This window comes from Haliscomenobacter sp., from assembly GCF_041740695.1.
Classification (GTDB): Bacteria; Bacteroidota; Bacteroidia; order Chitinophagales; family Saprospiraceae; genus Haliscomenobacter.
This window is the reverse complement of sequence record NZ_JBGSLK010000023.1, coordinates 19,834-42,534: the sequence shown is the minus strand read 5'-3', so window position 1 is coordinate 42,534 and position 22,701 is coordinate 19,834. Positions and strand designations below refer to the sequence as shown.

The 22,701-nt window shown below is 48.9% G+C and carries 19 protein-coding genes; 9 read left to right on the top strand and 10 right to left on the bottom strand.

The features are described from left to right. Positions 1–103 precede the first annotated feature (103 nt). The 5 genes from ACEW9O_RS04935 to ACEW9O_RS04915 all read left to right on the top strand — a co-directional run bounded on the left by ACEW9O_RS04935 (position 104) and on the right by ACEW9O_RS04915 (position 5,916). The gene (locus ACEW9O_RS04935; protein ID WP_373549021.1) at positions 104–1,327 is read left to right on the top strand and encodes an acyl-CoA dehydrogenase family protein; all 1,224 of its coding nucleotides are present in this window, start codon (positions 104–106) and stop codon (positions 1,325–1,327) included. Between the two features lie 241 nt (positions 1,328–1,568). Beyond that, positions 1,569–2,792 carry an OmpA family protein gene (locus ACEW9O_RS04930; protein ID WP_373549020.1) on the top strand — a complete coding sequence of 408 codons (1,224 nt, stop codon included), beginning with the start codon at positions 1,569–1,571 and terminating at the stop codon, positions 2,790–2,792. Positions 2,793–2,807: 15 nt separating this feature from the next. After that, complete coding sequence (locus tag ACEW9O_RS04925) at positions 2,808–3,941, top strand: OmpA family protein (protein WP_373549019.1); 1,134 nt, start codon at positions 2,808–2,810, stop codon at positions 3,939–3,941. Positions 3,942–4,043: 102 nt separating this feature from the next. Next, a complete protein-coding gene (locus tag ACEW9O_RS04920; RefSeq protein WP_373549018.1) occupies positions 4,044–5,363 on the top strand; it encodes an anthranilate synthase component I family protein in 1,320 nt (439 codons plus the stop codon). 109 nt (positions 5,364–5,472) lie between these two features. Continuing rightward, positions 5,473–5,916, top strand: a complete 444-nt coding sequence (locus ACEW9O_RS04915) for a DUF2141 domain-containing protein (protein ID WP_373549017.1) — start codon at positions 5,473–5,475, stop codon at positions 5,914–5,916. 58 nt (positions 5,917–5,974) lie between these two features. Here the strand turns inward: ACEW9O_RS04915 and ACEW9O_RS04910 are convergent, their stop codons facing one another. The 10 genes from ACEW9O_RS04910 to ACEW9O_RS04865 all read right to left on the bottom strand — a co-directional run bounded on the left by ACEW9O_RS04910 (position 5,975) and on the right by ACEW9O_RS04865 (position 18,083). Next, positions 5,975–6,571 carry a T9SS type A sorting domain-containing protein gene (locus ACEW9O_RS04910; protein ID WP_373549016.1) on the bottom strand — a complete coding sequence of 199 codons (597 nt, stop codon included), beginning with the start codon at positions 6,569–6,571 and terminating at the stop codon, positions 5,975–5,977. Between the two features lie 92 nt (positions 6,572–6,663). Next, positions 6,664–7,758 (bottom strand): helix-turn-helix domain-containing protein, encoded by a 1,095-nt coding sequence (locus tag ACEW9O_RS04905; protein ID WP_373549015.1) that lies wholly within the window; start codon positions 7,756–7,758, stop codon positions 6,664–6,666. 105 nt (positions 7,759–7,863) lie between these two features. Then, a complete protein-coding gene (gene mfd, locus ACEW9O_RS04900) occupies positions 7,864–11,232 on the bottom strand; it encodes a transcription-repair coupling factor (RefSeq protein WP_373549014.1) in 3,369 nt (1,122 codons plus the stop codon). A gap of 212 nt (positions 11,233–11,444) precedes the next feature. Continuing rightward, the gene (gene ppgK, locus ACEW9O_RS04895) at positions 11,445–12,182 is read right to left on the bottom strand and encodes a polyphosphate--glucose phosphotransferase (RefSeq protein ID WP_373549013.1); all 738 of its coding nucleotides are present in this window, start codon (positions 12,180–12,182) and stop codon (positions 11,445–11,447) included. Between the two features lie 15 nt (positions 12,183–12,197). After that, a complete protein-coding gene (locus ACEW9O_RS04890; protein WP_373549012.1) occupies positions 12,198–13,085 on the bottom strand; it encodes a peptidylprolyl isomerase in 888 nt (295 codons plus the stop codon). Positions 13,086–13,212: 127 nt separating this feature from the next. Further along, the gene (locus ACEW9O_RS04885; RefSeq protein WP_373549011.1) at positions 13,213–13,578 is read right to left on the bottom strand and encodes a hypothetical protein; all 366 of its coding nucleotides are present in this window, start codon (positions 13,576–13,578) and stop codon (positions 13,213–13,215) included. Positions 13,579–13,667: 89 nt separating this feature from the next. Beyond that, entirely contained in the window at positions 13,668–14,912 is a 1,245-nt protein-coding gene (locus tag ACEW9O_RS04880; RefSeq protein ID WP_373549010.1) for an FtsX-like permease family protein, read from the bottom strand. 44 nt (positions 14,913–14,956) lie between these two features. After that, positions 14,957–15,751 (bottom strand): alpha/beta hydrolase, encoded by a 795-nt coding sequence (locus ACEW9O_RS04875; RefSeq protein ID WP_373549009.1) that lies wholly within the window; start codon positions 15,749–15,751, stop codon positions 14,957–14,959. A gap of 413 nt (positions 15,752–16,164) precedes the next feature. After that, positions 16,165–17,268, bottom strand: coding sequence for an alcohol dehydrogenase catalytic domain-containing protein (locus ACEW9O_RS04870; RefSeq protein WP_373549008.1), 1,104 nt, complete (start codon positions 17,266–17,268; stop codon positions 16,165–16,167). After that, a complete protein-coding gene (locus tag ACEW9O_RS04865; protein WP_373549007.1) occupies positions 17,268–18,083 on the bottom strand; it encodes a phytanoyl-CoA dioxygenase family protein in 816 nt (271 codons plus the stop codon). Before ACEW9O_RS04865 ends, ACEW9O_RS04870 begins: the two co-directional genes overlap by 1 nt. A 116-nt stretch (positions 18,084–18,199) precedes the next feature. On the opposite strand from ACEW9O_RS04865, the gene madL reads away from it, so the two are divergent. The 4 genes from madL to ACEW9O_RS04845 all read left to right on the top strand — a co-directional run bounded on the left by madL (position 18,200) and on the right by ACEW9O_RS04845 (position 22,661). Beyond that, positions 18,200–18,562 (top strand): malonate transporter subunit MadL, encoded by a 363-nt coding sequence (gene madL, locus ACEW9O_RS04860; protein WP_373549006.1) that lies wholly within the window; start codon positions 18,200–18,202, stop codon positions 18,560–18,562. 3 nt (positions 18,563–18,565) lie between these two features. Next, positions 18,566–19,327, top strand: coding sequence for a malonate transporter subunit MadM (madM, locus tag ACEW9O_RS04855; RefSeq protein WP_373549005.1), 762 nt, complete (start codon positions 18,566–18,568; stop codon positions 19,325–19,327). A 178-nt stretch (positions 19,328–19,505) separates the two neighbouring features. Then, the gene (locus ACEW9O_RS04850) at positions 19,506–21,086 is read left to right on the top strand and encodes a peptide chain release factor 3 (protein ID WP_373549004.1); all 1,581 of its coding nucleotides are present in this window, start codon (positions 19,506–19,508) and stop codon (positions 21,084–21,086) included. Between the two features lie 135 nt (positions 21,087–21,221). Next, on the top strand, positions 21,222–22,661 hold the full coding sequence (locus tag ACEW9O_RS04845) for an ATP-binding protein (RefSeq protein WP_373549003.1): 1,440 nt from the start codon (positions 21,222–21,224) through the stop codon (positions 22,659–22,661). The last annotated feature ends 40 nt before the right edge of the window (positions 22,662–22,701 follow it).

Sequence of the window (22,701 nt, the reverse complement as noted above, 5' to 3'; positions counted from 1 at the left end):
AAGCGGATTTAACGGCGCGAAAATACTAAAACTGAGCAGGATAAATCCGTATTTTTGTAGATTGAATGAATTATTAAAATCCTAACCACAAAAAACAAACAGTATGTCCTTAGAAAATGGGGCGAGCACACCGCCAATTCAGAAGCGAGCACGTGAGGATCGCTTTCAGGGGCACGATTATTACAACATTGATGAGCTGCTCAGCGAAGACCATCTCTTAGCCCGCGATGCAGTGCGTACCTGGGTCAAACAAGAAGTAACTCCCATCATTGAAGAATATGCAGATCGGGCGCAGTGCCCTACTCATTTGTTCAAAGGTCTGGCCGAAATTGGCGCTTTTGGGCCTAGCTTACCCGAAGAATATGGCGGCGGCGGCATGGATGAAATTGCCTATGGCATCATCATGCAGGAGCTGGAACGCGGCGATTCCGGGATCCGCTCCATGGCCTCGGTACAAGGCTCCCTGGTGATGTACCCAATCTATCGGTTTGGCTCGGAAGAGCAACGCCGCAAATACCTGCCCAAACTGGGCAATGGCGACTTCATCGGCTGTTTTGGCCTGACCGAACCCGATCATGGTTCCAACCCCAACGGGATGGTGACCAACATCAAAGAAGATGGAGATTCCTACATCCTCAATGGGGCCAAAATGTGGATCACCAACTCCCCCTTGGCCGACGTAGCCGTAGTTTGGGCCAAAGACGAAGGTGGAGTGGTTCGCGGGGTGATTGTCGAACGCGACATGAAGGGTTTTTCCGCCCCCGAAATTCATGGCAAATGGTCGCTGCGCGCCTCCATTACCGGGGAATTGGTTTTTGAAGATGTACGGGTACCCAAAAGCAACATCTTGCCCAATGTACAGGGCATGAAAGGACCTTTGTCCTGTTTGTCCAAAGCCCGTTATGGCATCGCTTGGGGCGTGATTGGTGCCGCCATGGATTGTTACGATTCCGCGCTGCGCTACTCCAAAGAACGCATGCAGTTTGGTCGGCCAATTGGTCAGTTCCAGTTGACCCAGAAGAAGTTGGCGGAAATGATCACTGAAATCACCAAAGCTCAACTGCTGGCTTGGCGCCTCGGCACCCTGGCCAACCAGGGCAAAGCTAGCCCTGCGCAAATCTCCATGGCCAAACGCAACAACGTACACATGGCCCTGGAAGTAGCCCGCGAGGCCCGACAAATCCACGGAGGCATGGGCATTACCAACGAATACCCGGTAATGCGCCACATGATGAACCTCGAAACCGTGCTCACTTATGAGGGCACTCACGATATTCACCTGCTGATTACGGGCCATGATGTGACCGGCCTCAATGCTTTTCAATAAAAAGTGAAAGAGAAAAGGTGATAATTTGACCGGAAACGGTAGTTTTGTAGTAGTGAAAGGCTTGGCTTTTGATCAGGGTCTGGATGAAATTTTTAGTTAAAATTGAAATTTTCAGCTCTTCTCAGCGGCTAAGCCTTTCTTTTTTTATGCAAATGGTATAATTTGGGTATGAGAAAAGACCATTTGGCACTTTTTCAACGTTCCTTTTCCAATTAGGCAAACTATCCGAAAATACTGTTATATGAGGAGTGGACTATTCTTTTTTGGGGCCCTGGTACTTGTTTTCGGAGGAACCAGCAGCTTTGCGCAAGCCCAGGAGCAAAAGATTCAACTCAAAAACGCGTCTTTTGAGGATACCCCTAGACACAGTCAAACGCCGAAGGACTGGATTGACTGTGGCTTTCCCGGAGAGTCAGAACCGGATGTACAACCCAGCGGGGAGTTTGGGGTAACCATGCTGCCGCAAGATGGTGATACCTATCTGGGGTTGGTGGTGCGCGACAATTCCACCTGGGAAAGGGTCAGCCAACGCCTGACTGGACCCATGGAAGGAGGCAAATGTTATGAGTTCAGCATTTATTTGGCCAAAAGCCCACAATACTTGAGCCAGAGCCGGGTGACCGACGAAAAGGTAAACTATGTGCGCAACGCCAAAATACGAATTTACGGCGGTTTTTCACCTTGCCATCGCCAACAATTGCTGGCCGAATCGCCCTTGATCGGCAGCTACAACTGGCGGCAATTCAATTTCAAGTTTGAACCTACCGACGATTTTACCTACATCACCTTTGAGGCATTTTATCAAACGCCCAATTTGTTTCCTTACAATGGCAACATCTTGCTGGACAATGCTTCTGCGCTGACCGCAGTACCTTGTAAGGAAAAACCGGAAAAACCCGTTGTGACCAACAAACCCCCGGTAACCCCTCCTCCTGGAAAAGATACTTCAAATGGCCCCAAAACCGCTGGAGGGCCTCGAAAACCTACAGTAGACAACCCTAAAAACACGGATCCACCGGTTTCAAACCCGGTAAGACCTCCGGTCAACTCAACAACTGCAAACACCACGCCTAAAGGCCCGAAAGTCATCGAGAATCCTAACCTGGATACCCTGGACAATTTTACCAAGGGACAAACCATAAGGATACGCTCCATTGTTTTTACTGTGAATGACACCACCTTAAACCGCAGTTCTTATGTGGATTTAGATAAGCTCAACAACTTCTTGAAGCAAAATGATAAAGTGGTGATTGAAATCGGGGGTCATACCAATGGTCTGTGCGACGATTCCTATTGCAATAGTTTATCTTTGCGCCGGGCCAGAGCTGTGGCCAATTATTTAATCAAACATGGGACCAATCCCGATCGCCTACAAGTGAAAGGTTATGGTAAAACCCAACCTTTGTCAGCGGTTAAAAACGCCCCATTGAACCAAAGGGTGGAGGTAAAAATCCTGGAATTGTAGTTGAAATATCATCTTATGTACAAGTTGTTTTTAGCTGTAGCCGTATTGTTCAGCACAGTAGGGTCTGGTGTTTTTGCACAAGACACCTTGATTTATCTGCAAAATCCTTCGTTTGAAGATGTACCCCAGGCCAATCATTTGCCCAAAGGTTGGGTGAATTGTAACGCGGATGCAACCCTGGCACCTGATATCCAACCCAGCGGCGATTTTGGGGTGACTACTCCGGCTCAGCATGGCAAGACCTACATGGCCATGGTGGTGCGCGACAACGAAACCTGGGAAAAAATCAGTCAAAAACTGAGCAAGCCACTGAAAGGGGGCAAGTGTTACGAGTTCAAAATTTTCCTGGCGCGTAGTGAAAAATACATTGGCCAAAGTGAAGCCAAAGGAGGGCAAGCCAATTATGGCACCCCGGCCAAACTCCGCATTTATGGCGGTTTTTCGGCTTGTGACCGCCAGTTCTTATTGGCTGAAACAAACCTGATTGTACATTTCCGCTGGTTGGAGTACAACTTTCGCTTTGAGCCTACGGGCGATTATACGCACATTACCTTTGAGGCTTTTTACAAAACGCCGAATTTATTCCCTTACAACGGCAACCTCTTGCTGGACAATGCCTCGCCGATCACCCCCATCACCGAAGATTGTGAGGAAAAACCGGAAGTAGCCAAGGTGACCCCACCTAAAAAGGACAGCATCGTCAATCCCGTTGTCACCACCCCTCCACCTGCACCGATTCAGCCACCCGTGGCGGAGGCCAAAGTAGTGCTCAATCCAAACTTCAGCACGCTCAAAACGGAAGACCTCAGCAAAGGGCAAACCTTCCGCATGTCAAGCATCAATTTTGCCGTCAACGATACGATCATCAATCGGGCTTCACACCCACAATTGGACGATTTGGTCAAGTTTTTAACCAACAACCCGGCGGTACTCATCGAGATTGGAGGCCACACCAATGGTTTGTGTGAAGATAATTTTTGTAACCGTTTGTCCCAACGCCGGGCTGCCGCCGTCGGGAATTATTTGATCAGTAAAGGGGTTGTACAAGGGCGCTTGGTAATGGTGGGATACGGCAAAACGCAGCCGGTTTCAGCGGTGAAAAATGATCCGAAAAATCAACGGGTGGATGTGAAAATTTTGGAATTATAAAATAAATCACTTGTGACTCCGCGACAAAAAACCTTTCTAAATGTTTAGGGTATATGCACGGCATTGATTAGCCTTGCAGCAAAAAGACACACCCGGCATTGAATGGTAGACCTATCGGCACCCACCTGGCGTATTTACCGCAGCAAGCTGGCTGATCCAGCGGCCCTGGAAGCTTTTAAAACCAAGCTGATCCAGTGGTTGGCTCGTTTTGAACAATTCAGCTACCTCGATTCCAATGGGCATCGTCATGATGCGTATCAGGCTTATGATTTGCTGGTTGGAGTAGGTTGTTTGGACGCCATCCAGGCTCGGGCGGGAGAAGACGCTTTTGAGCAATTGACCCAATTCAAAAATCAATATCCGCAGGAATACCTCTTTGGCTATCTGGCTTACGACTTGAAGAACGAGTTGGAAAAGTTGGATTCCTGCCATTCCAATCCAATGGAATGGCCAGATTTGTGCTTTTTTGTACCCGAACACCGCATCAGTGTGCAGGATCAGGTGCTGACGATTGTTTCGGCGACCCAGGCGCCTGAAGACCTTTACCGGGAGATTCACCAAACCAAAGTCCAAACTACCAAGATTGCCGGAAACATAGAGCTTCTGCCCCGCATCCAGCGAGAAGATTACCTACACACCGTAGAACAAATTCGTCAGGAAATTGGCTGGGGGAATATTTATGAAATGAACTTCTGCCAGGAGTTTTATCATCCCACCTGCGATTTAGATCCCTTCGCACTGTTTCAACACCTGCGGCTTAAAACGCAGGCACCCTTCGCCGCTTTTTTTCGCTGGCAAGCGCATTTTGCCCTGTGTGCGAGCCCAGAGCGTTTTTTGGCCAAACGGGTCCAAAAACTGATTTCCCAACCGATCAAAGGCACCATCCGCCGGGGCAAAACCGAGGTAGAAGACGCTGCGCTCAAAACCGAATTGTTTCTCAGCCCCAAAAATCGCTCCGAAAACGTGATGATCGTAGACCTCGTGCGCAATGACCTGGCCCGCAGTTGCCAGCCAGGAACGGTAAATGTGGAGGAGCTGTTTGGCATTTACAGCTTCAACACCGTACACCAGATGATTTCGACGGTGACAGGGACTTTGTCCACCGAAGTTTCGGACATTGAAGCCATCAAAAGGGCTTTCCCCATGGGCTCTATGACGGGCGCGCCGAAGCTGCGTAGCATGCAATTGATCGAGCAGTTGGAGCGGAGCCGCCGGGGGCTGTACTCCGGGGCAATTGGTTATTTTGCGCCGAATGGTGACTTTGATTTTAATGTGGTCATCCGCAGTTTGTTGTACCAGCAGGAAAGTGGGTACTTGTCCTTGCAGGTGGGTGGTGCGATTGTATTTGACTCTGATCCCGAGGAGGAGTATGCGGAGTGTTTGTTGAAGGCTGAAAGGTTGCGGGAGGTGTTGCGGGGCTGATCATTTTTTCGTGGAACGATTTTTTACCTTTCGTCAAAAACAAAGCTTTGCACAACTCTTTTCTACCTCAAGCTGTTGATCATCCAACAAGTCTATTAATAAATTTATCATGATCACCTGCTTGCTTAACCTGATCTCATTGCTGTGGGTAATGGATCAACCCGCTTTTACTGAAAACCTGAATGGTAGTACGATTACGGTAAACATCACCCATGTCAGGAACAAAGAAGGCTCGATTCGATTGAGTATTTTTAAAGATGAAGCCAGGTTTAGTGCTGAAAAAGCATCCAAAATTATGCTGCTCAACAAAAATGAGCTTTCTGAAGGAAAAATGAACACCAGCGTACAATTGCCCAGCGGCACCTACGGAATCGCCGTCTTGGACGACGAAAACAGCAATGAAAAAATGGATTACGGGGTGATGATGCCCAAAGAAGGATTTGGTTTTTCAAATTTCTACCTGACTGGGCTCAGAAAACCCAAGTTTGAGAAGTTTAAGTTTTTGGTAGGGGATGCGAATTTTTCGGTGGTGATTAGGATGAAGTATATGTAGGTTGAGCTTGGTTTAATCAAACGTTTAGACTTGAGCAGCTCACTATTTTCCCTCATCTCTATTGTTTTACAATTCGTTTTACAATTCGCCCACCTTTAGTTTGTATCGTCAAGTTATAAATACCACTTGGCAAATTCGATAAATCTAAACGATTGGCTTGTTCCGTGATTAAAGCCTGTCCGGCCAAATTCGTGAGACTTAGGCTTTGGATTGCTTCCTTTGTATCTACGGTTATGGCTCCCAAGGTGGGGTTAGGGTAAATTCTAACCTCTAAAGAGGGGGTGTTAGCGATGGAAAAAGCGTTGGTTTGTGCATTTGAACTGGCTCTAAAAGTCAAATCAAAATTAACATTAAGCCCAACCCCTGCCCTTCCAACATCCCATCCTTGACCTGGTATTTGTGTGCTTTCGTCAGTTACTGCAAAATATTCTTTGTCGTTAGAATCAGAAATCATCCAACCCAATTTGAACCGAGAGATTTTAAAGGTAACCCCCTCAGTTACCTTGATGAAACTCATTGCCCCGTTACGTTCAACGAATGGCTTGTAAGTACCGTCTAATTGGGTACTGCCAGTTTTTGACAGGATAATATCATTTGCTTTTGTTGTAAACATAAAGCAAAACATGAAGAGAATCAAAATGAGCATTTTTGTCATTGTTCCTGAAATTTTAAAAATGATAAATGATTAGGACAAAAGTGTCATTCAACTACGATTTCACCGCTCCAAATAATTATTCGGTACATTTTTCATGGGGTTCCCTGACTCTTTTTCAAAAATTCGGTCGGTGAAAAGCCTGTCTGCTTTTTGAAAGCCCGATTGAAAGTTGTTTTAGAATTGAAGCCGCTATCGTATGCGATGCTACTGAGCGTAAAGTGTTGTAGTTGCCCATCGTTTATTCTTTGCAGAAAAGCCTCAATGCGATAAGTATTGATGAGGTCATTAAAATTTTGCCCGAAAGAAAGGTTGATGAGCGTTGAAAGGTGACTAACATTTAGATCGAAGCGCTGTGCTAATTCGGATAAACGCAATTCGGGATTGAGATATGGATGTGTAGTTTCTATGAATGTTTGGATAATATGTTTCCAGTGTTTAATCTCTTCCTCAGAAAAATGTTGTTGCTCTACGTTTTCTGCAATCTTGTTTTCGACCAAAGATATTTTAGGAATTTCAAAATCCAGCGTTGAAACGGGCCGACTATACAGTCCATAAATACTGACGTAATAAGTTAGGCCTAAATTGATCAAATAAGCCCACCACATTTTATCGTATTGTGCGCCGATTGTCAACTCCATAAAAGTCAAACTGACATCAACCGTAGTAAAAATGAAATAGGCGATTAAGAAATTGCGAATCCATGAAATACTCAGCAAAGGTAAATTTGCATAACGGTCTGCGATCCAGGATTGGTAAGCTTGATAGATTTTGAAAAAGCGACGAATATGAAAGAAGAATAACAAAACATTGCAAAAGCTGAATAAGGCATCAATGTTATACCAATTATTTACCTCGAACCACCACCATTTTGCAAATTCTTTTCCTTGAATGGCTATTGCTACGTGATAGGCAAAATAAATAATGTAGAGCCAATAATGCCTCAGCTCCTTAAAACTTATGCACCATTGACTATTTAACCTACTTTGCAGAAATAAAAACGAAGTGGGCAAAACAGCCAATTCCAGGCCATTCCAGGGGTAGAACGTCAGTTGATTCCACAAAACACCTATTCCCATCCAACCAAATAGATGAGGAATAGTAGACAATCCCATAAGGAGAATGAGTAACGCTAAAATAAAATCTGAATGATTGTTTTCAGTACGAGCTCTAATCATTAAAATAGCCATGAAAAGTATAGATTGAAACAATGTCATCAAGAGAATAATGGCATAGATGTTTATTGTTATTTCGGCCATTTATTGTTTCTTGTTAGGATTCTTTGATTAGACACCTCACCCCAAATACTTCCCAATCACATCCAACACCGCCCTCGCCGCCTTCAAACTCCCCACTCCATCTTTCACCAAGATAAAATGCTGATGCGACTGCTTAAAACTCAGCCCATGCTCCTTGCCTTTGGCCCCTACAAAAGCCACGATCTTGTGGAACATTGGGCTTTCATAAAACGCTGACTGCGGATTTTCTACAAAATAGCAGCGCAGTTTTTCATTTTTGAGGATCACCCGTTCAAAACCCAGGCGTTTGCAGGTCCAGCGCAGGCGCAGGCCTTCGAAGAGTTCCTTCAGCTGAGCAGGCGTGCGCCCAAAGCGGTCGCGCAGGTTGCTCTGGAAAGCTTCCACTTGATCTTCGGTTTCCAGGCGGTCCAGTTCGGTGTACAAGTTGAGGCGTTCCTGAATGCTGGTCACGTATTTTTCAGGGATGAGCATTTCCACATCGGTTTCGATGGTAACGTCGCGCACGTACTGGCGGGTCGTTTTTTCCAGTTCTTCGGCGAACACATCCTTAAAGTCCGTTTCCTTGAGTTCGATAATGGCCTCTTCCAGGATTTTTTGGTAAGTCTCGTAACCAATGTCCACGATGAAGCCACTTTGCTCCGCACCCAGCAAGTTGCCTGCCCCCCGGATGTCGAGGTCGCGCATGGCGATGTGGAAACCGCTGCCCAGTTCCGAAAATTCCTCTAGCGTTTTGAGGCGTTTGCGGGCGTCGCTGGTGAGGGTGGATTGGGGTGGACTAAACAGGTAACAGTAGGCCTTTTTGTTGCTCCGCCCCACCCGGCCGCGCAACTGGTGCAGGTCGCTCATGCCAAACTGGTGGGCGTTGTTGATGATGATGGTATTGGCGTTGGAAATGTCCAGGCCGGTTTCGATGATGTTGGTACACACCAGTACATCGTATTGTTTGTCGATGAAGTCGACCAGGGTTTTTTCGAGTTTGTCGGCCTCCATTTGGCCGTGCGCGGACGCTATTTCCACATCCGGGCACAGGCGACGAATCATCATTTCGACCTCAGCCAGGTTTTTGACCCGGTTGTGTACAAAAAACACCTGTCCGCCGCGGTTCACTTCGTAATAAATCGCCTCCTTGATGATGTCTTCGCTAAAAATCCGCACTTCGGTGTGGATCGGTTGGCGATTGGGTGGCGGGGTGCGAATGATGGAAAGGTCGCGCGCCGCCATCAGGGAAAATTGCAGGGTGCGAGGAATCGGTGTCGCGGTCAAGGTCAGCGTGTCCACGTTGACTTTGAAATTGCGTAGTTTTTCCTTGGAAGCTACCCCAAATTTTTGCTCCTCGTCGATGATCAGCAAGCCCAAATCTTTAAACTTCACCTCCTGGTTCAGCAGCGCCTGGGTACCAATGATCAGGTCAATTTTCCCTTCCTTGAGCCTTTGAAAAATTTGTTTTTTATCCGCCGTCGAACGGAAGCGGTTGATGTAATCCACCGTCACCGAAAACTCCTTGAGCCGATCGCCAAAGGTTTTGGCGTGTTGCAGCGCGAGGATGGTGGTGGGCACCAGCACCGCAACTTGTTTGCCGTCCAAAATCGCCTTGAAGGCCGCCCGAATGGCAACCTCGGTTTTGCCAAAACCTACATCGCCACAGATTAGGCGATCCATGGGGTAGGGCTTGGTCATGTCGGCCTTGGTATCGATGGTGGCCTGCAACTGATCGGGCGTATCTTCGTAAATGAAGGAGGACTCCAGTTCCACCTGCATGTAATTGTCGGGGGCGAATGCGAAGCCGGGCGAAGCCTTGCGCTGGGCGTAAAGTTTGATCAACTCACCCGCAATGTCCTTGACCTTCTTTTTGGTTTTGGCCTTGAGGTTGCGCCAGGCATCGGAACCCAGTTTGTTGAGCTGCGGGGGCGTGCCCTCCTTGCCAACGTATTTGGCAATTTTGTGCAAAGAGTTGATGCTGACGTAAAGCAGGTCGTTGTTTTTGTACACCAGCCGCACACATTCCTGCACGTGGCCGCTCACATTGATGGTTTGTAGGCCTTTGAACTGGCCAATACCGTGATCGATGTGGGTCACAAAATCGCCGGGTTGCAGGTCGCGCAGCAGGCGCAGGTTCAAGGCCTGTTCCTTGCTATAGCCCTGGCGGAGTTTGTAGCGGTGGAAACGATCAAAAACCTGGTGATCGGTGTAACAGACAATGTTGAGTGCCGGGTCGACGAAGCCTTGATGCAAACCCTGCACGATGGGGAAAAACTCCACCTTGGCGCGCAAGTCTTCAAAAATGGTATAAAAACGTTCAACCTGCTTGGGGTTCTCGGTAAAGAGGTAATTGGTCCAGCCTGCGGCGCTATTTTGGTGAAGGTTTTCGATCAGCAGGTCAAAATTGCGGTTGAAACTGGGCTGGGGTTTGCCGCCGTACTTGATCTCGGCGGTGCTGGTGAGTGGCTGCGGTGCATTGGAGAGCAGCACGATGGGGTGCTGGCGCACGTCTTCCACCACGTCTCCGGGGTACAAAAAGGCACGATCGCGGAAAACCTCGGCGAGCTCCGTTTCGTCCAGGATGGAAATGGTTTTGGCAAACTTCTCGGCATCTTCAAAACAGCGCTGCAAACGATCGATCAAGATTTGAAAATCGTGGATCCAGATGACCGTGTCTTCTTTGAGTACCCGAAACAGCGATACTTTGTCCTCCTGTTTGAAGCGGGTATTGATGTTGGGCACAATCGACACCTTGCTGATGTTTTGCGCCGAAAGTTGGCTCAAGGGGTTGAAGGTGCGGATGCTCTCCACCTCATCGTCGAATAGCTCAACGCGGTAGGGCAGGTCGTTGCCAAAGGAAAAAATATCGATGATGCCGCCCCGCAGGGAAAACTGGCCGGGTTCAAACACAAACTCTTCACGCGTAAATTTGTACTCGACCAGTACCTGGATCAAAAACTCGGGATCCAGTTTTTCGCCTTTGGCGATTTCGATGCGTGTTTTGCTCAACACCTCCGGTGCCACTACCCGCTCAAATAGTGCCTCGGGGTAAGTCACGATGATTTGCCCCCGCGAAGCATTGCTCACCCCATTGATGACCTCGGTGCGCTCCAGCACATTGGTCTGGTTCAACTCCTCAAACCGCAGCGGCTGCTTGAAGGAGTCGGGGAAAAAATGTACGGGCTTTTTGCCAAACAGCGCGGCCAAGTCGTTTTGCCAGTAAGCGGCTTCTTCTTTGTTGTCGGCTACAATGAGGTGATTGGCGGGGTATTGCTGGTACACTCCCTCGATGACAAAGGCGAGCTGGGCACCCACCAATTCGAGCAACTTCACCCGGGCGGGGCTCTCGTTTTTGAGTTCCTGTACGATGTTGCTCGTGCGGCTATCCTGTCGGTAGGCGTCGAGTAGTGTTTGTAAGTTTTTCACGGGTGCAAAGATAGTGAAATTGGGAAACGGTATGGAGGATCTAATGGTTTAAAACAATTGAGTGAGTAAGCGACTCAGCGTTTTTTAACCATCAATATGTAATATATTTAGCAACAAGATCAAAACCCCGCATTGGTTGAAACAGAACCAATCGACCCTGTGGGCGACCGAGTTTATTCAAAATTCCGTATGCCTCCTATTCACCGATCCCTTTACTTCCCCGCATACACCGCAGCTCCCACAATCCCCGCACTGTTCAACAACTTCGCGGGTTTCACAGGGGTATGCACTTTGAGCAGGTGCCCAAAATCTTTGAACTCCTTGCTCACGCCGCCGCCCAGGATAAACAGGTCGGGGGTCAGCAGGCGCTCCAGGTGGCGCAGGTATTCGCTGAAGCGGTGCGCCCAGTCTTCCCAGCTCAGGTTTTCCTCTTCGCGGATGCGGTTGGAGCAGTAGTGCTCGGCGATGCGGCCATGCAGGTAGAGGTGGCCAAATTCAGTATTGGGCACCAGCGTACCGTTGACAAACTGCGCAGTACCCAGGCCAGTACCAATGGTGATGAGGATGACGACCCCTTCCACGTCCTTGCCTTGCCCGAAAGTCAATTCGGCCAAACCCGCAGCATCGGCATCATTCAGGGCTTTGACGGGGTTGCCGCAGGCAGCGCTGAATTCTTCTTCAATGTTATGTCCGATCCAGCTTTTGTCAATGTTGGCCGCCGATTTGGCGACGCCGTGTTGAACAATTGCTGGAAACCCACAACCAATAGGGCCTTTGTAGCCAATTTTTTTAATCAAACCGGCAAAAGCTTCGGCAATCATGCTGGGATTGGCCGGGGCGGGGGTTTCCACCCGAATGCGATCGCCGACGAGCGCACCCGTTTTAATGTTGACCAGTGAGCCTTTGATGCCAGAGCCTCCTACGTCGACTCCAAGGATGTGTTTAGACATGTTATATTATTCGGGTTACTTAATGACTTTAACTTTCATTTTGACGTCCTTCGCGGGACGGTCGCCGGGGGTAGTCGTCTGGGCAGCAATTTTGTCGATCACCTCCATGCCTTGAATCACCTGGCCAAAAACGGTGTATTCGCGGTCTAGCATGGGCGTACCACCACTTTGCTGATAGGCGTCGCGCTGGGCCTTGCTGTAGCGGAAATTGCGGGCACCTTCAATCTGGTTGAGCTGTGCATCTGTAACCGGACTGCCGTGTACAATGTAAAACTGCGAGCCCGAAGAGCGTTTTTGCGGATTGTTGGTCCGCGCAGCAGCCAGTGCCCCTTTCACGTGCACCAGGGAGTCGACGAATTCGGCTTCGATGGTATAACCGGGGTCGCCCATGCCCAGTGCTTGGCCGGGTTTAGCAGTTTTGGAGTTGGGATCCCCCCCCTGAATCATAAAGCCACTGATGACCCGGTGAAAGAGGGTGCCATCGAAGAAGCCTTGTTCGCCCAGTTTGAGGAAATTGTCGCGGTGCTTGGGCGTACCATCCGACAAACGCACCAACATATTGCCAAAGTCGGTTTCGATCATGACCAAACAAAATTTTGGGGCTTTGATCGAAACTTTGTCTTCGAAGGTTTTGCTTTTACTTCCAGTTTTGGCGATCAATTTGACGGCGTAGGTTCCCGAGGCCATAAAAGCATGTACTGGAGAAGCTTCATCAGAAGTATTGCCATCGCCAAAATCCCAATGGTAAGTCTCGGCAGGTTTAGGAGTGGTATTCGTAAAGGTGACTGGCGAAGGAGCTTCGGTGGCACCAGAATACATAAAGGAGGGTTTGAGGCTCGCACAGGAGCTCAGGGCCGCGAGTAGCAGCAGGATAAGGTAATGATTGAGTACGTTCGATTTCATAGGTATAATTTGGTTGAGGGAGGTTGAGAAGGTTGAGGCTGCCGCGAGCGACTTAGACAAGAACATTGTCAAAATCGCTCGCGGCAGCCTCAACCTTCCTCAACTTCCCTCAACCTCTCTCAACTATTCATTCCAGCCCTCCATTCTCCGCTTCCAATTCTTGGAAATACTGGATCACTTTAGACTTGAGGTATTCTTCTTGTGCTTCTACCCCACGGGTTTCGAGGGGCATAACCAATTCGTAGTGCGGCCAGCCATCGGCATCCCGTCCTACAAAACGATAATAGCCATCATAAGTCAACAGGCGACAAACGGCGATGTGCATCAAATCCTGTTTTTCTTCCTTGGTGTATACTTTTTTCCAGCGACCCTGCTCCTGGATGCCAATGAGGAACAACACCGCATTGAGATCGGGCATCACGTCTTTGCCAAAAGTTTTTTGTACCAAGTTTCGGACCCGTAGCCACTCAAAATCCGTTTCCCAATTGCTCATGTTGATTTTTTTTCAGCGGCGCAAAGGTACGCACCAGATCACAATTAATCAATGTTATTAATGATGATCTGGTGCTTATGCTTTTTTACTCACTCTTCACGTACTACAGTTGGAATTTGACGGGCTCTCAATGCAGGCGGAATGGAAGCAAGCCCGCCGATGGTTAGCACGGTAATGCAGACCACCACAAAATCGATAAAGCGAATGCTCACCGGATAGGCATCTACGGCAAAGGTGCCCGGCATGGAGACGATGCCAAATTGTTTTTGCAAAAAATAAATCGACAATGCCAGCACAAAACCCAGCACAACCCCTAGAACGGTCAGCAACAGGCCTTCGGCCAGGAAAATATTGCGAATGGTATTGTCGCGTGCACCCATGGATTTGAGGATGGCGATGTCTTTCTTTTTTTCCAGTACAATCATCCACAGCGCACCAATCATGTTGAAGGCCACCATGAGCAACATCAAGCTGACAATGGCAAAACTCATCCATTTTTCCAGGAGCATGAGTTTCATAAAAGCCTCTTGTTGTTGATAGCGGTCTTTGACTACATATTTAGGGCCCAGCAATTTGGAGATGGTTTTGGCCACTTTCCGGGAATTGACATCGGGCTTGATTTTGATTTCCAGTGCGCTGATGGCGTCGGGCATGTTGAGCAGGGCTCGGGCAAAATCAAGGGTCGTAAGCACATACTGGCCATTGTGCTCCTGTTGAACCGCAAAGGTGCCCGATGGGTAGGTGATGTCGCGGCGAAATTGCTGATCTAGGGCCCCGGCTTCCTTACGTTTGGGCATGTACACGACGAGGGGCGAAATAAAGTCATCGATGTTGATGGCCAATTGATTGCGCATTTCCATGCTGACCACTGCCATGTCTACATCCCCGTTGCGGAGCTGGTAAGTACCTTCGCGTACGGTAGAATCCAGCTGAGTGACTTTGACAAAATTGTCGTCCACGCCCTTGAGGTTGCCAAAATCCTGCTTTCCGTCGTATTCAAAAAAGGCCACTTCTTCGAGGGTTTGAGAGACAAACGCCACGCCGGGAATTTTTTCCAGTTTTTTGTACAACTCGCCTTGAATGGTGAAGGTTTTGCCCTGCGCAGGGGTGATTTTGATGTCGGGGTTAAAACTGCTGTACAGCGAATTGATGACTTCTTCAAAACCATTGAACACCGAAAGAATCAGGATCAGGGCTGCTGTACCTACGGCCAACCCAAACACTGCAATCCCCGTGATGAGGTTGATGATGTTCGTAGATTTTTTGGCAAAAAGATAGCGCCGGGCTACCCGCCAAATCAATCCCTGGTTGTGTAATCGAAAAGAAAAAGGCATGTGCAGTACAATTGTCCCGGCAAAGTTACAAAGCGTAGGTTAACTTATGACTTTATACAAGAATTAAAAAAAAGCAGGGTTTTGGCAATATGGGTTTCCCAATATTCCCAGGAATGCCCTCCCGGAAATTCTTCGTATTGGTGCGGGATATTCAGGGCCGTCAAATCCTGATGCAGCTGCCGATTGTGCTCAATCAGGAGGTCTTCTGCTCCGCAGTCAAAACGAAAGGCAGGTATTTGCGCTTGATTTTTTTTCATCCAATCAAATACGCCATTTTGCTCCAATGCGGCTGCTTGTAGTGCTTGAAAATCGGCCACAAACAACTTGAGTTGATCAAAATGAGTAATGGACGATAAGCCCGAAAAAGCTCGAAAAAGCCCCGGGTATTTTGCCCCCAGGCGCAAGGCCCCATACCCCCCCATCGACAGTCCAGTGATGAACAGTGGCGAATCCGCGGTGAGCTGCGGAAATTGCTCGCGCATGACCTGCACGACATCCTCGGCAATCCAGGTTTCGTAATTCTCCTGCTGGTGGGGCACATAAGCGCTGCCATCGCCAAACAATCCATCGGAGGGCATGGCCAGGATCATGGGGGCGATCTCGCCGCGGTCGATCAGTTGCTGAGCGGTTTCGTGTACGTGCCCATGAGCAGTCCAGGCCCAGTGGCTGCCGTATACGCCGTGCAGGAGGATAACCAGGGGGAGGCCGGGTTCCAGTGCTACGCCTTGTGGCACAAAAACACAAATGTCGGCGCGTTTTTGCAGGGCGTTGCTTTTGACGGTAATCCAGGTTAGTCCGCCTAGTTCGGCGGTTTTGGTAGTAAAAAATTGGGTTTCCATGGACGGAGTTTTTAGGGTTCCCAAGTTCCAGGGTTCTTTGGCTTGGGGTTTATCACCCGATGCTAAGTTTTATAAAATTATTGCAACAAAAAAAATTATAACCAAGCAGCCCCAAGTGAATCGACTAGCGGCATTAGCCGCGAAACGTCAATAGGAATGGGAACGAAGGCAGATTTTAAGGTGCGTAGCACCGGAACTTTTCTGCTGTTCCGGTGCTACGCACCTTAAATGCACTGCCTGGCCTAAATGCTATCGACGTTTCGCGGCTAATACCGCTGGTCGTAAGCACAAAATAGTACGATCTGTATAATTTTTGTCTAAGCCATTGGTCAAAACTTAATATTGGGCGACAGGGTTCCAAGGTTCGGCTTCCCTCAACCTTGGAACTTAGGAACCAGGAACCTTGGAACCCTTTAAAAAGTAACAACCCCTTTTGCGTTCTTTCCGGCGTGCATGTCTGCGAAGGCCTGCGCGAGGTCCGCGAGGGGATAAGTTCGGGTGACCATTTCATCCAACAGCAAGACGCCCCGGGCGTACAAATTTTGCAGGATGGGAAAATCCAACTGCGGGTTACACTTGCCGTACAAGGGGTTGATGTATATTTTGTCCCATTCAAACAAATTCATGTCGATGTTGATTTCCTGTTCAATGCCGCTTACTTGTACAGCCATGCCCGCGTTGCGCACCATGGCGAGGGGCGCAGCGCCCAGTTCGGGAATGGCGGTACATTCAAAAGCGTAATCGGCGCCGCGGCCTTCGGTCATGGTTTTGACCGTTTGGGCAGCTTGTAACAAGCCCGTATCGGCTTTATCGGCCAGGAGGAGATGGGTGGCACCATAGGTTTTGGCCATTGCCAGGCGTTCGGGATTCACGTCAATGGCGATGATTTTACCCGCTCCGGCGATGCGGGCACCTTGGATCACATTGAGCCCAACGCCCCCGGTGCCCAATACCACTACGGAAGTTCCTGGTTTCACTTTGGCGGCATTGATCACAGAGCCGTAGCCCGTCATCACCCCACAGCCCACAATAGCGGCGGAGGGAAAGGGCATGGGTACCTGGATTTTGACACAGGCGGCCTCCCTTACCAGCGCGAACTCGGCCATGGTGCCTAGGCTAAAGGCCCGTTCAATGGCTAGTTCCTGGTAGGTGGTAGAGCTGAAGGTAGCATGCCCGCCGCTAATTTTGTTGCCTGCTGTTACAGCAGAGTTGCGTTCGCAGAGGTGTTGATTGCCCTCCAGGCACTGGAAACATTTGTAGCAGGGAATGGCCCAGTTGAGCATGACTGGGTCACCAACGCTCAAAGTACTTACCTCCGGCCCACAAGCCGCTACTATACCTGCGCCTTCGTGGCCCATCACGAGGGCTTTGCCCCAGGATTGGGAATCCCAATCGGTATGGCAAATTCCGGCAGCTTTGATTTCGATCAGGACTTCGTCGCCCTGGGGAGCCTGAATCTCGATCGCATCGATGACAAAATGGCCTTTCCCATCGGCAATAGCGGCCTGGCACCGCATCAAATCACAGGGTTGAGGGGCGAATCAATGAGGCTGCCTACAGGTTTGGACATCAACCAACGTTGGTGGTCGGCCTCCTGGTGTTTATTTTTGGGTTGCGCTACGCTACAGCCATCGGCCAGAAAAATTACGGTCATCACTTCGCGCATGGTCGCCGAGTTGTTGCCCGGTGCCGAGTGCAGGGTCCAGCCAGCGTGGAAGGTAGCGTCGCCAGCTTTCATGGTGGCGGGCTGGGAGATGGGGTAGCCATTTTCTTTGACCAGGTTGCCGAGCAATTCTTCCGAATCATCAGAGATGGCCAGGTTGCCGAGGAAGCCCAATTCCTTTGACCCAGAAGCGAAGGTCAGCATGCCCATTTCCACGGTAATGTCCACTAAGGGCATCCACATGGTAACGGTATTGTCGGTATCAATGGGCCAGTAATATTGATCCTGATGCCAGGGGGTATGGCCTCCCAATGGTTCTTTAAATAAGGCTTGATCGTGGTACAAGCGAACCCGTTCTACGCCCATCAATTCGGCAGCGATGTGGGCAAAACGTTTGGCCAGGGTGTAGTGGCGCACTGCTTCGTCGACCTCCCAGAGGTTCATGATTTGCAAAAAGGCTTTGCCGTAGGTATCGCGCTCTTCCATCTTGCGCTTTTCGGTATTGAAACGATCGGCAGCATCGACAATGACCTCGCGGTAAACGGTCATTTCTTCCTCGGAAAGAATATTGCGCAACAGGATATGGCCATTTTTTTGGTATTCGGCTTGTTGCTGGGCTGAGATGGCATAAGTTGGGTCCAACTTAGGCAGGGTACTGACTTGCGACATATGGGTTGATTTTAGAAATGAAGATAATCAATTTTATTTTTTTGCCGTTCCCAAAATAGCTTCTCATTCGTTTTTTGGCAATTCATACTATCTTCCCCCATTAAATATCACTCACCATGCTCATCAGAGGAGTTGCACTACTCGCAGCCTGCTACGTCATCGGACAACTGATCGGAGAAACCCTGGGGCGTTTGCTCCACATCGACGCCAATGTAGGTGGAGTAGGTTTCGCCATGCTTTTGCTCATTTTATCCCAAAACTGGCTGGAACAACGCGGGCGTTTCCATCTGGAAATGCAAGAAGGGGTCCTGTTTTGGAGCAAAATGTACCTGCCAGTCATCGTGGCCATGTCGGCTACCCAGAATGCCAAACTCGCCTTATCGAGTGGATTGGTGGCGCTACTGGCCGGGGTTGTGCCCGTGTTCGTTTGCCTGGCCATCATGCCCTTGATTGCCAAACTTAATCCCAAACCCGAATAAACGATGGACTACATTACCACAGTTTTGGTCAAAAATGGCCTCATCGTGGCCTTTTTGGTGACGGGTTTGCTCATGATTGCGGCGGAGTATTTGTCTAAAATTTTGACAAATAAAAAAATACCTGGCTCGGCGATTGCTATTTTTAGTGGGCTGGTGCTGGCCTACTTTGCCGGGGTAGCGACGGGCGGCAGCAAAGGCATTGCCGACATCAAAGTTTTGTCGGGCTTTGAACTAATGGGTGGGGCGATGTTTCGGGATTTTACCATTGTTTCCACCGCGATGGGGGTTAGTTTTGGCATCATCAAAAAAACGGGTTTGGCTGGGGTGGTTTCGCTTTTGGTGGGGGTGGTTTTGTCCTTTTTTGCCGGGGCGCTGATTGCCATTGCGATGGGGTATCACGACGCGGCAAGCATCACGACCATCGGCGCGGGAGCCTGCACTTTTGTGGTGGGTCCGGTGACGGGTACGGCGGTTGGCGCGGGTTCGGATGTGGTCGCCATCAGCATTGCGGCCGGAGTGGTCAAGTCCATTTTGGTGACGATTGGGACTCCTTTGATGGCCCGCTTCATTGGCTTGAATACGCCCCAATCGGCGATGATTTATGGTGGCTTGATGGGTACTACGAGCGGGGTGGCCGCTGGGCTAGCCGCTACAAACCCAAAACTGGTGCCTTACGGGGCGATGACGGCGACGTTTTATACGGGCTTAGGGTGCTTGTTGTGTCCTTCGGCATTGTTTTTATTGGTGAAAGTGTTTTTTGCTTAAGCCCACATTACTCTGTATGACGCAAAAAATTACTTCCCGATTTTTTTAGAGGCTTTTGAATAGGAAGCTCACTTGAAATGAAGCGTTCGACTTCCTATTCAAAACCCAAATCGAGAAGTTAATTTTTCTGCGGTACTCGCCTATTTTTATTACTTTTGCGCTCCGAAAATCGTTGTGCATGAGTTTTGTAGAAGAATTAAAAAAGCGCCGCACTTTTGGCATCATCAGTCACCCGGATGCTGGTAAAACCACGCTGACCGAAAAATTGCTGCTCTTCGGGGGGGCCATTCAGGTAGCTGGTGCGGTGAAGTCCAACAAAATCAAAAAAGCGGCCACTTCCGACTTCATGGAAATTGAGCGGCAACGGGGTATCTCCGTAGCTACCTCCGTGATGGCCTTCGATTATCGTGGCCTCAAAATCAACATCCTGGATACCCCCGGTCACGAAGACTTTGCGGAAGACACCTACCGCACCCTCACCGCCGTGGACAGCGTGATCGTGGTCATCGACGTGGCCAAAGGAGTAGAGCCCCAAACCGAAAAACTCGTGCGGGTATGCCGCATGCGCAATACGCCCATCATCGTGTTCATCAACAAGCTGGACCGCGAAGGGAAAGATGCTTTTGACCTGCTGGACGAAGTGGAGTCCAAACTCGGTCTGAGTGTAACCCCCCTTAGCTGGCCCATCGGCATGGGTAGCCGCTTCAAAGGGGTATACAGCATTTATGAAAAAAACCTGATCCTCTTTCAGTCCCACGGTAAGCAGGAGGATGAAGAAGTCATCAACATCACCAGCTTAGACGACCCAACACTGGACAAAGAAGTGGGCGCAGACATGGCCAAAACCCTGCGCGAAGAAACGGAGGTCATCAAGGACCTCTACCCCGAATTTGACCAGGAGTACTACCTGGCAGGTGAACTTTCACCGGTGTTTTTTGGCTCGGCAGTCAACAACTTTGGGGTGCGTGAATTGCTGGATTGTTTTGTCGAAATTGCCCCTGAGCCCCTACCCCGCGAAACCGAAGAGCGCCCCGTCAACCCGACCGAAGATCAATTCAGTGGATTTATTTTTAAAATCCACGCCAATATGGATCCCAACCACCGCGACAGGATCGCCTTTTTGCGCATCTGTTCCGGTAAGTTTGAACGCAATACCAACTACCTGCACGTTCGCCAGAACAAAAAGATGAAGTTTGCCAACCCAACTTCTTTTATGGCGGCCAAAAAAACGGTCATCGACGAGGCTTTCCCCGGCGACGTGATTGGTTTGTATGACTCAGGGAACTTCAAAATTGGTGATGCATTGACCAGTGGTGAAGTGCTGCACTTCAAGGGCATTCCCAGTTTTTCCCCCGAACAATTCCGCTTCGTCAACAACGCCGACCCCCTCAAAACCAAACAATTGGCCAAGGGTCTGGACCAGCTCATGGACGAAGGGGTTGCACAAATGTTTACCCGGGATACCGACGGGCGGCGCATCATCGGCACGGTAGGTGCCCTGCAATTTGAAGTCATCCAGTACCGCCTGGAACATGAATACGGGGCCAAAGTGACCTACGAACCCGCCTCCCTGCGCAAAGCCTGTTGGATTTCTTGCCTGGATGAGGTGGCTTTGAAAGAATTTACAGCTCGCCGCAAAAAAGACCTGGCTCACGATACCGAAGGTAAACTGGTCTTTATGGCGGAGTCGGAATGGTCGTTGAAGATGGTGCAGGAGAACCACCCGAAGGTGCAGTTTCACTTTACGAGTGAGTTTTAAGTACCAGATCACAATTAATGATGTTTATTGCTCGCGAAATATGGTCAAAAAAGATAGATTTCGCGACGAATAAATTGTGATTGCTCGCGAAATGTGATAAATTGATAGCGATTTCGCAACCAATCGCATTTTACCATGCCAAACCAGACCTTAATCGGGCGCAGTGAGGAAAGAGATATTTTAGAAAAGGCCCTATTAAGCAATCGGGCTGAAATGATTTCTATCATTGGCCGCAGGCGAGTAGGAAAAACGTTTTTAGTCAAATCCGTGTATCAACAAACGCTGGACTTTGAAATCACGGGTATACAAGACGCTTCCCGCAAAGAACAGTTGCGCAATTTCGGTCTACAACTCGCCAAATATTCTCAGGGAGCATTTCCCATTACTGAGCCCAAAGACTGGCTGGAAGCTTTTTATTTGCTGTCCAAGTTTTTGGAGCAAAAACAGAAGTCTGGCAAATTCGTTGTTTTCCTGGACGAGCTCCCCTGGTTGGCTACCCATAAATCTGGTTTTTTAAAGGGCTTGAGCTGGTTTTGGAATAGTTGGGCGGTGAATGAAAACATTGTAGTGATCGTTTGTGGTTCTGCGGCCTCGTGGATGATCAAGAACGTTGTGCACCACAAAGGCGGCCTGCACAACCGCGTTACTAAACGAATTTACCTTAAATCCTTCTCGCTCCACGAAACCGAACTCTTCTTCAAGGGAAAAAACATCAACCTGGATCGGTATCAAATCCTGCAACTCTATATGGCGATGGGCGGAGTGCCGCACTACCTGGAGGAGGTAGAAGCAGGGAAAAGCGCCATACAAAACATCAACGCCATTTGTTTTTCCGAAAACGGGGTGCTTTGGGATGAGTTTTCAAAATTGTATACTTCCTTGTTTGAAAACGCTACTGCGCACATCAGTGTGATTCGTGCTTTGGCCAACAAACAAAAGGGACTCACGCGCCAGGAAATTGTGAAACATACCAAACTGCCGGAAGGTGGGGGAACCAGCACAGTTTTGGAAGAGCTCATTCATTCCGGTTTTGTATCGCTTTATTTACCCTTTGGCAAGAAGAAAAAAGACAGCCTCTATCGGCTCACGGATGAATACTCTCTGTTTTACCTGCACTTCATGGAGCAAAATCGCCAGACTGGCCCCAACATCTGGCAACAATTGAGTCAAACCCAAAGCTACGTCAGTTGGGCGGGTTATGCTTTTGAAAACAGCTGCTTCAAACACCTTTGGCAAATTCGCAAAGCACTGGGTATAACAGGGGTATACGCCAACGCTTCTTCTTACCTCAAAAAGGGTAGCACTGAAGAAGATGGAGTGCAAATTGACCTGCTCATTGATCGCAACGACCATGTCATCAATTTGTGCGAGATCAAATTTTACAATTCAGCGCTGAGCATCGATAAAGCCACGGCATTGGATTACCGGAATAAAATCGGCATCTTCAAACAGAGTACACAAACGAAAAAACAAGTGTTTTTTACTTTGATTAGTACGTTTGGACTAAAGCAAAATCAACATAGTTTGGGTTTGGTGGACTTTGTGCTGGAAATGGATGATTTGTTTGAGGGCTGAGGGGATGATTTTTGCTCCTAATGAATTTTGAAGGCAAGAC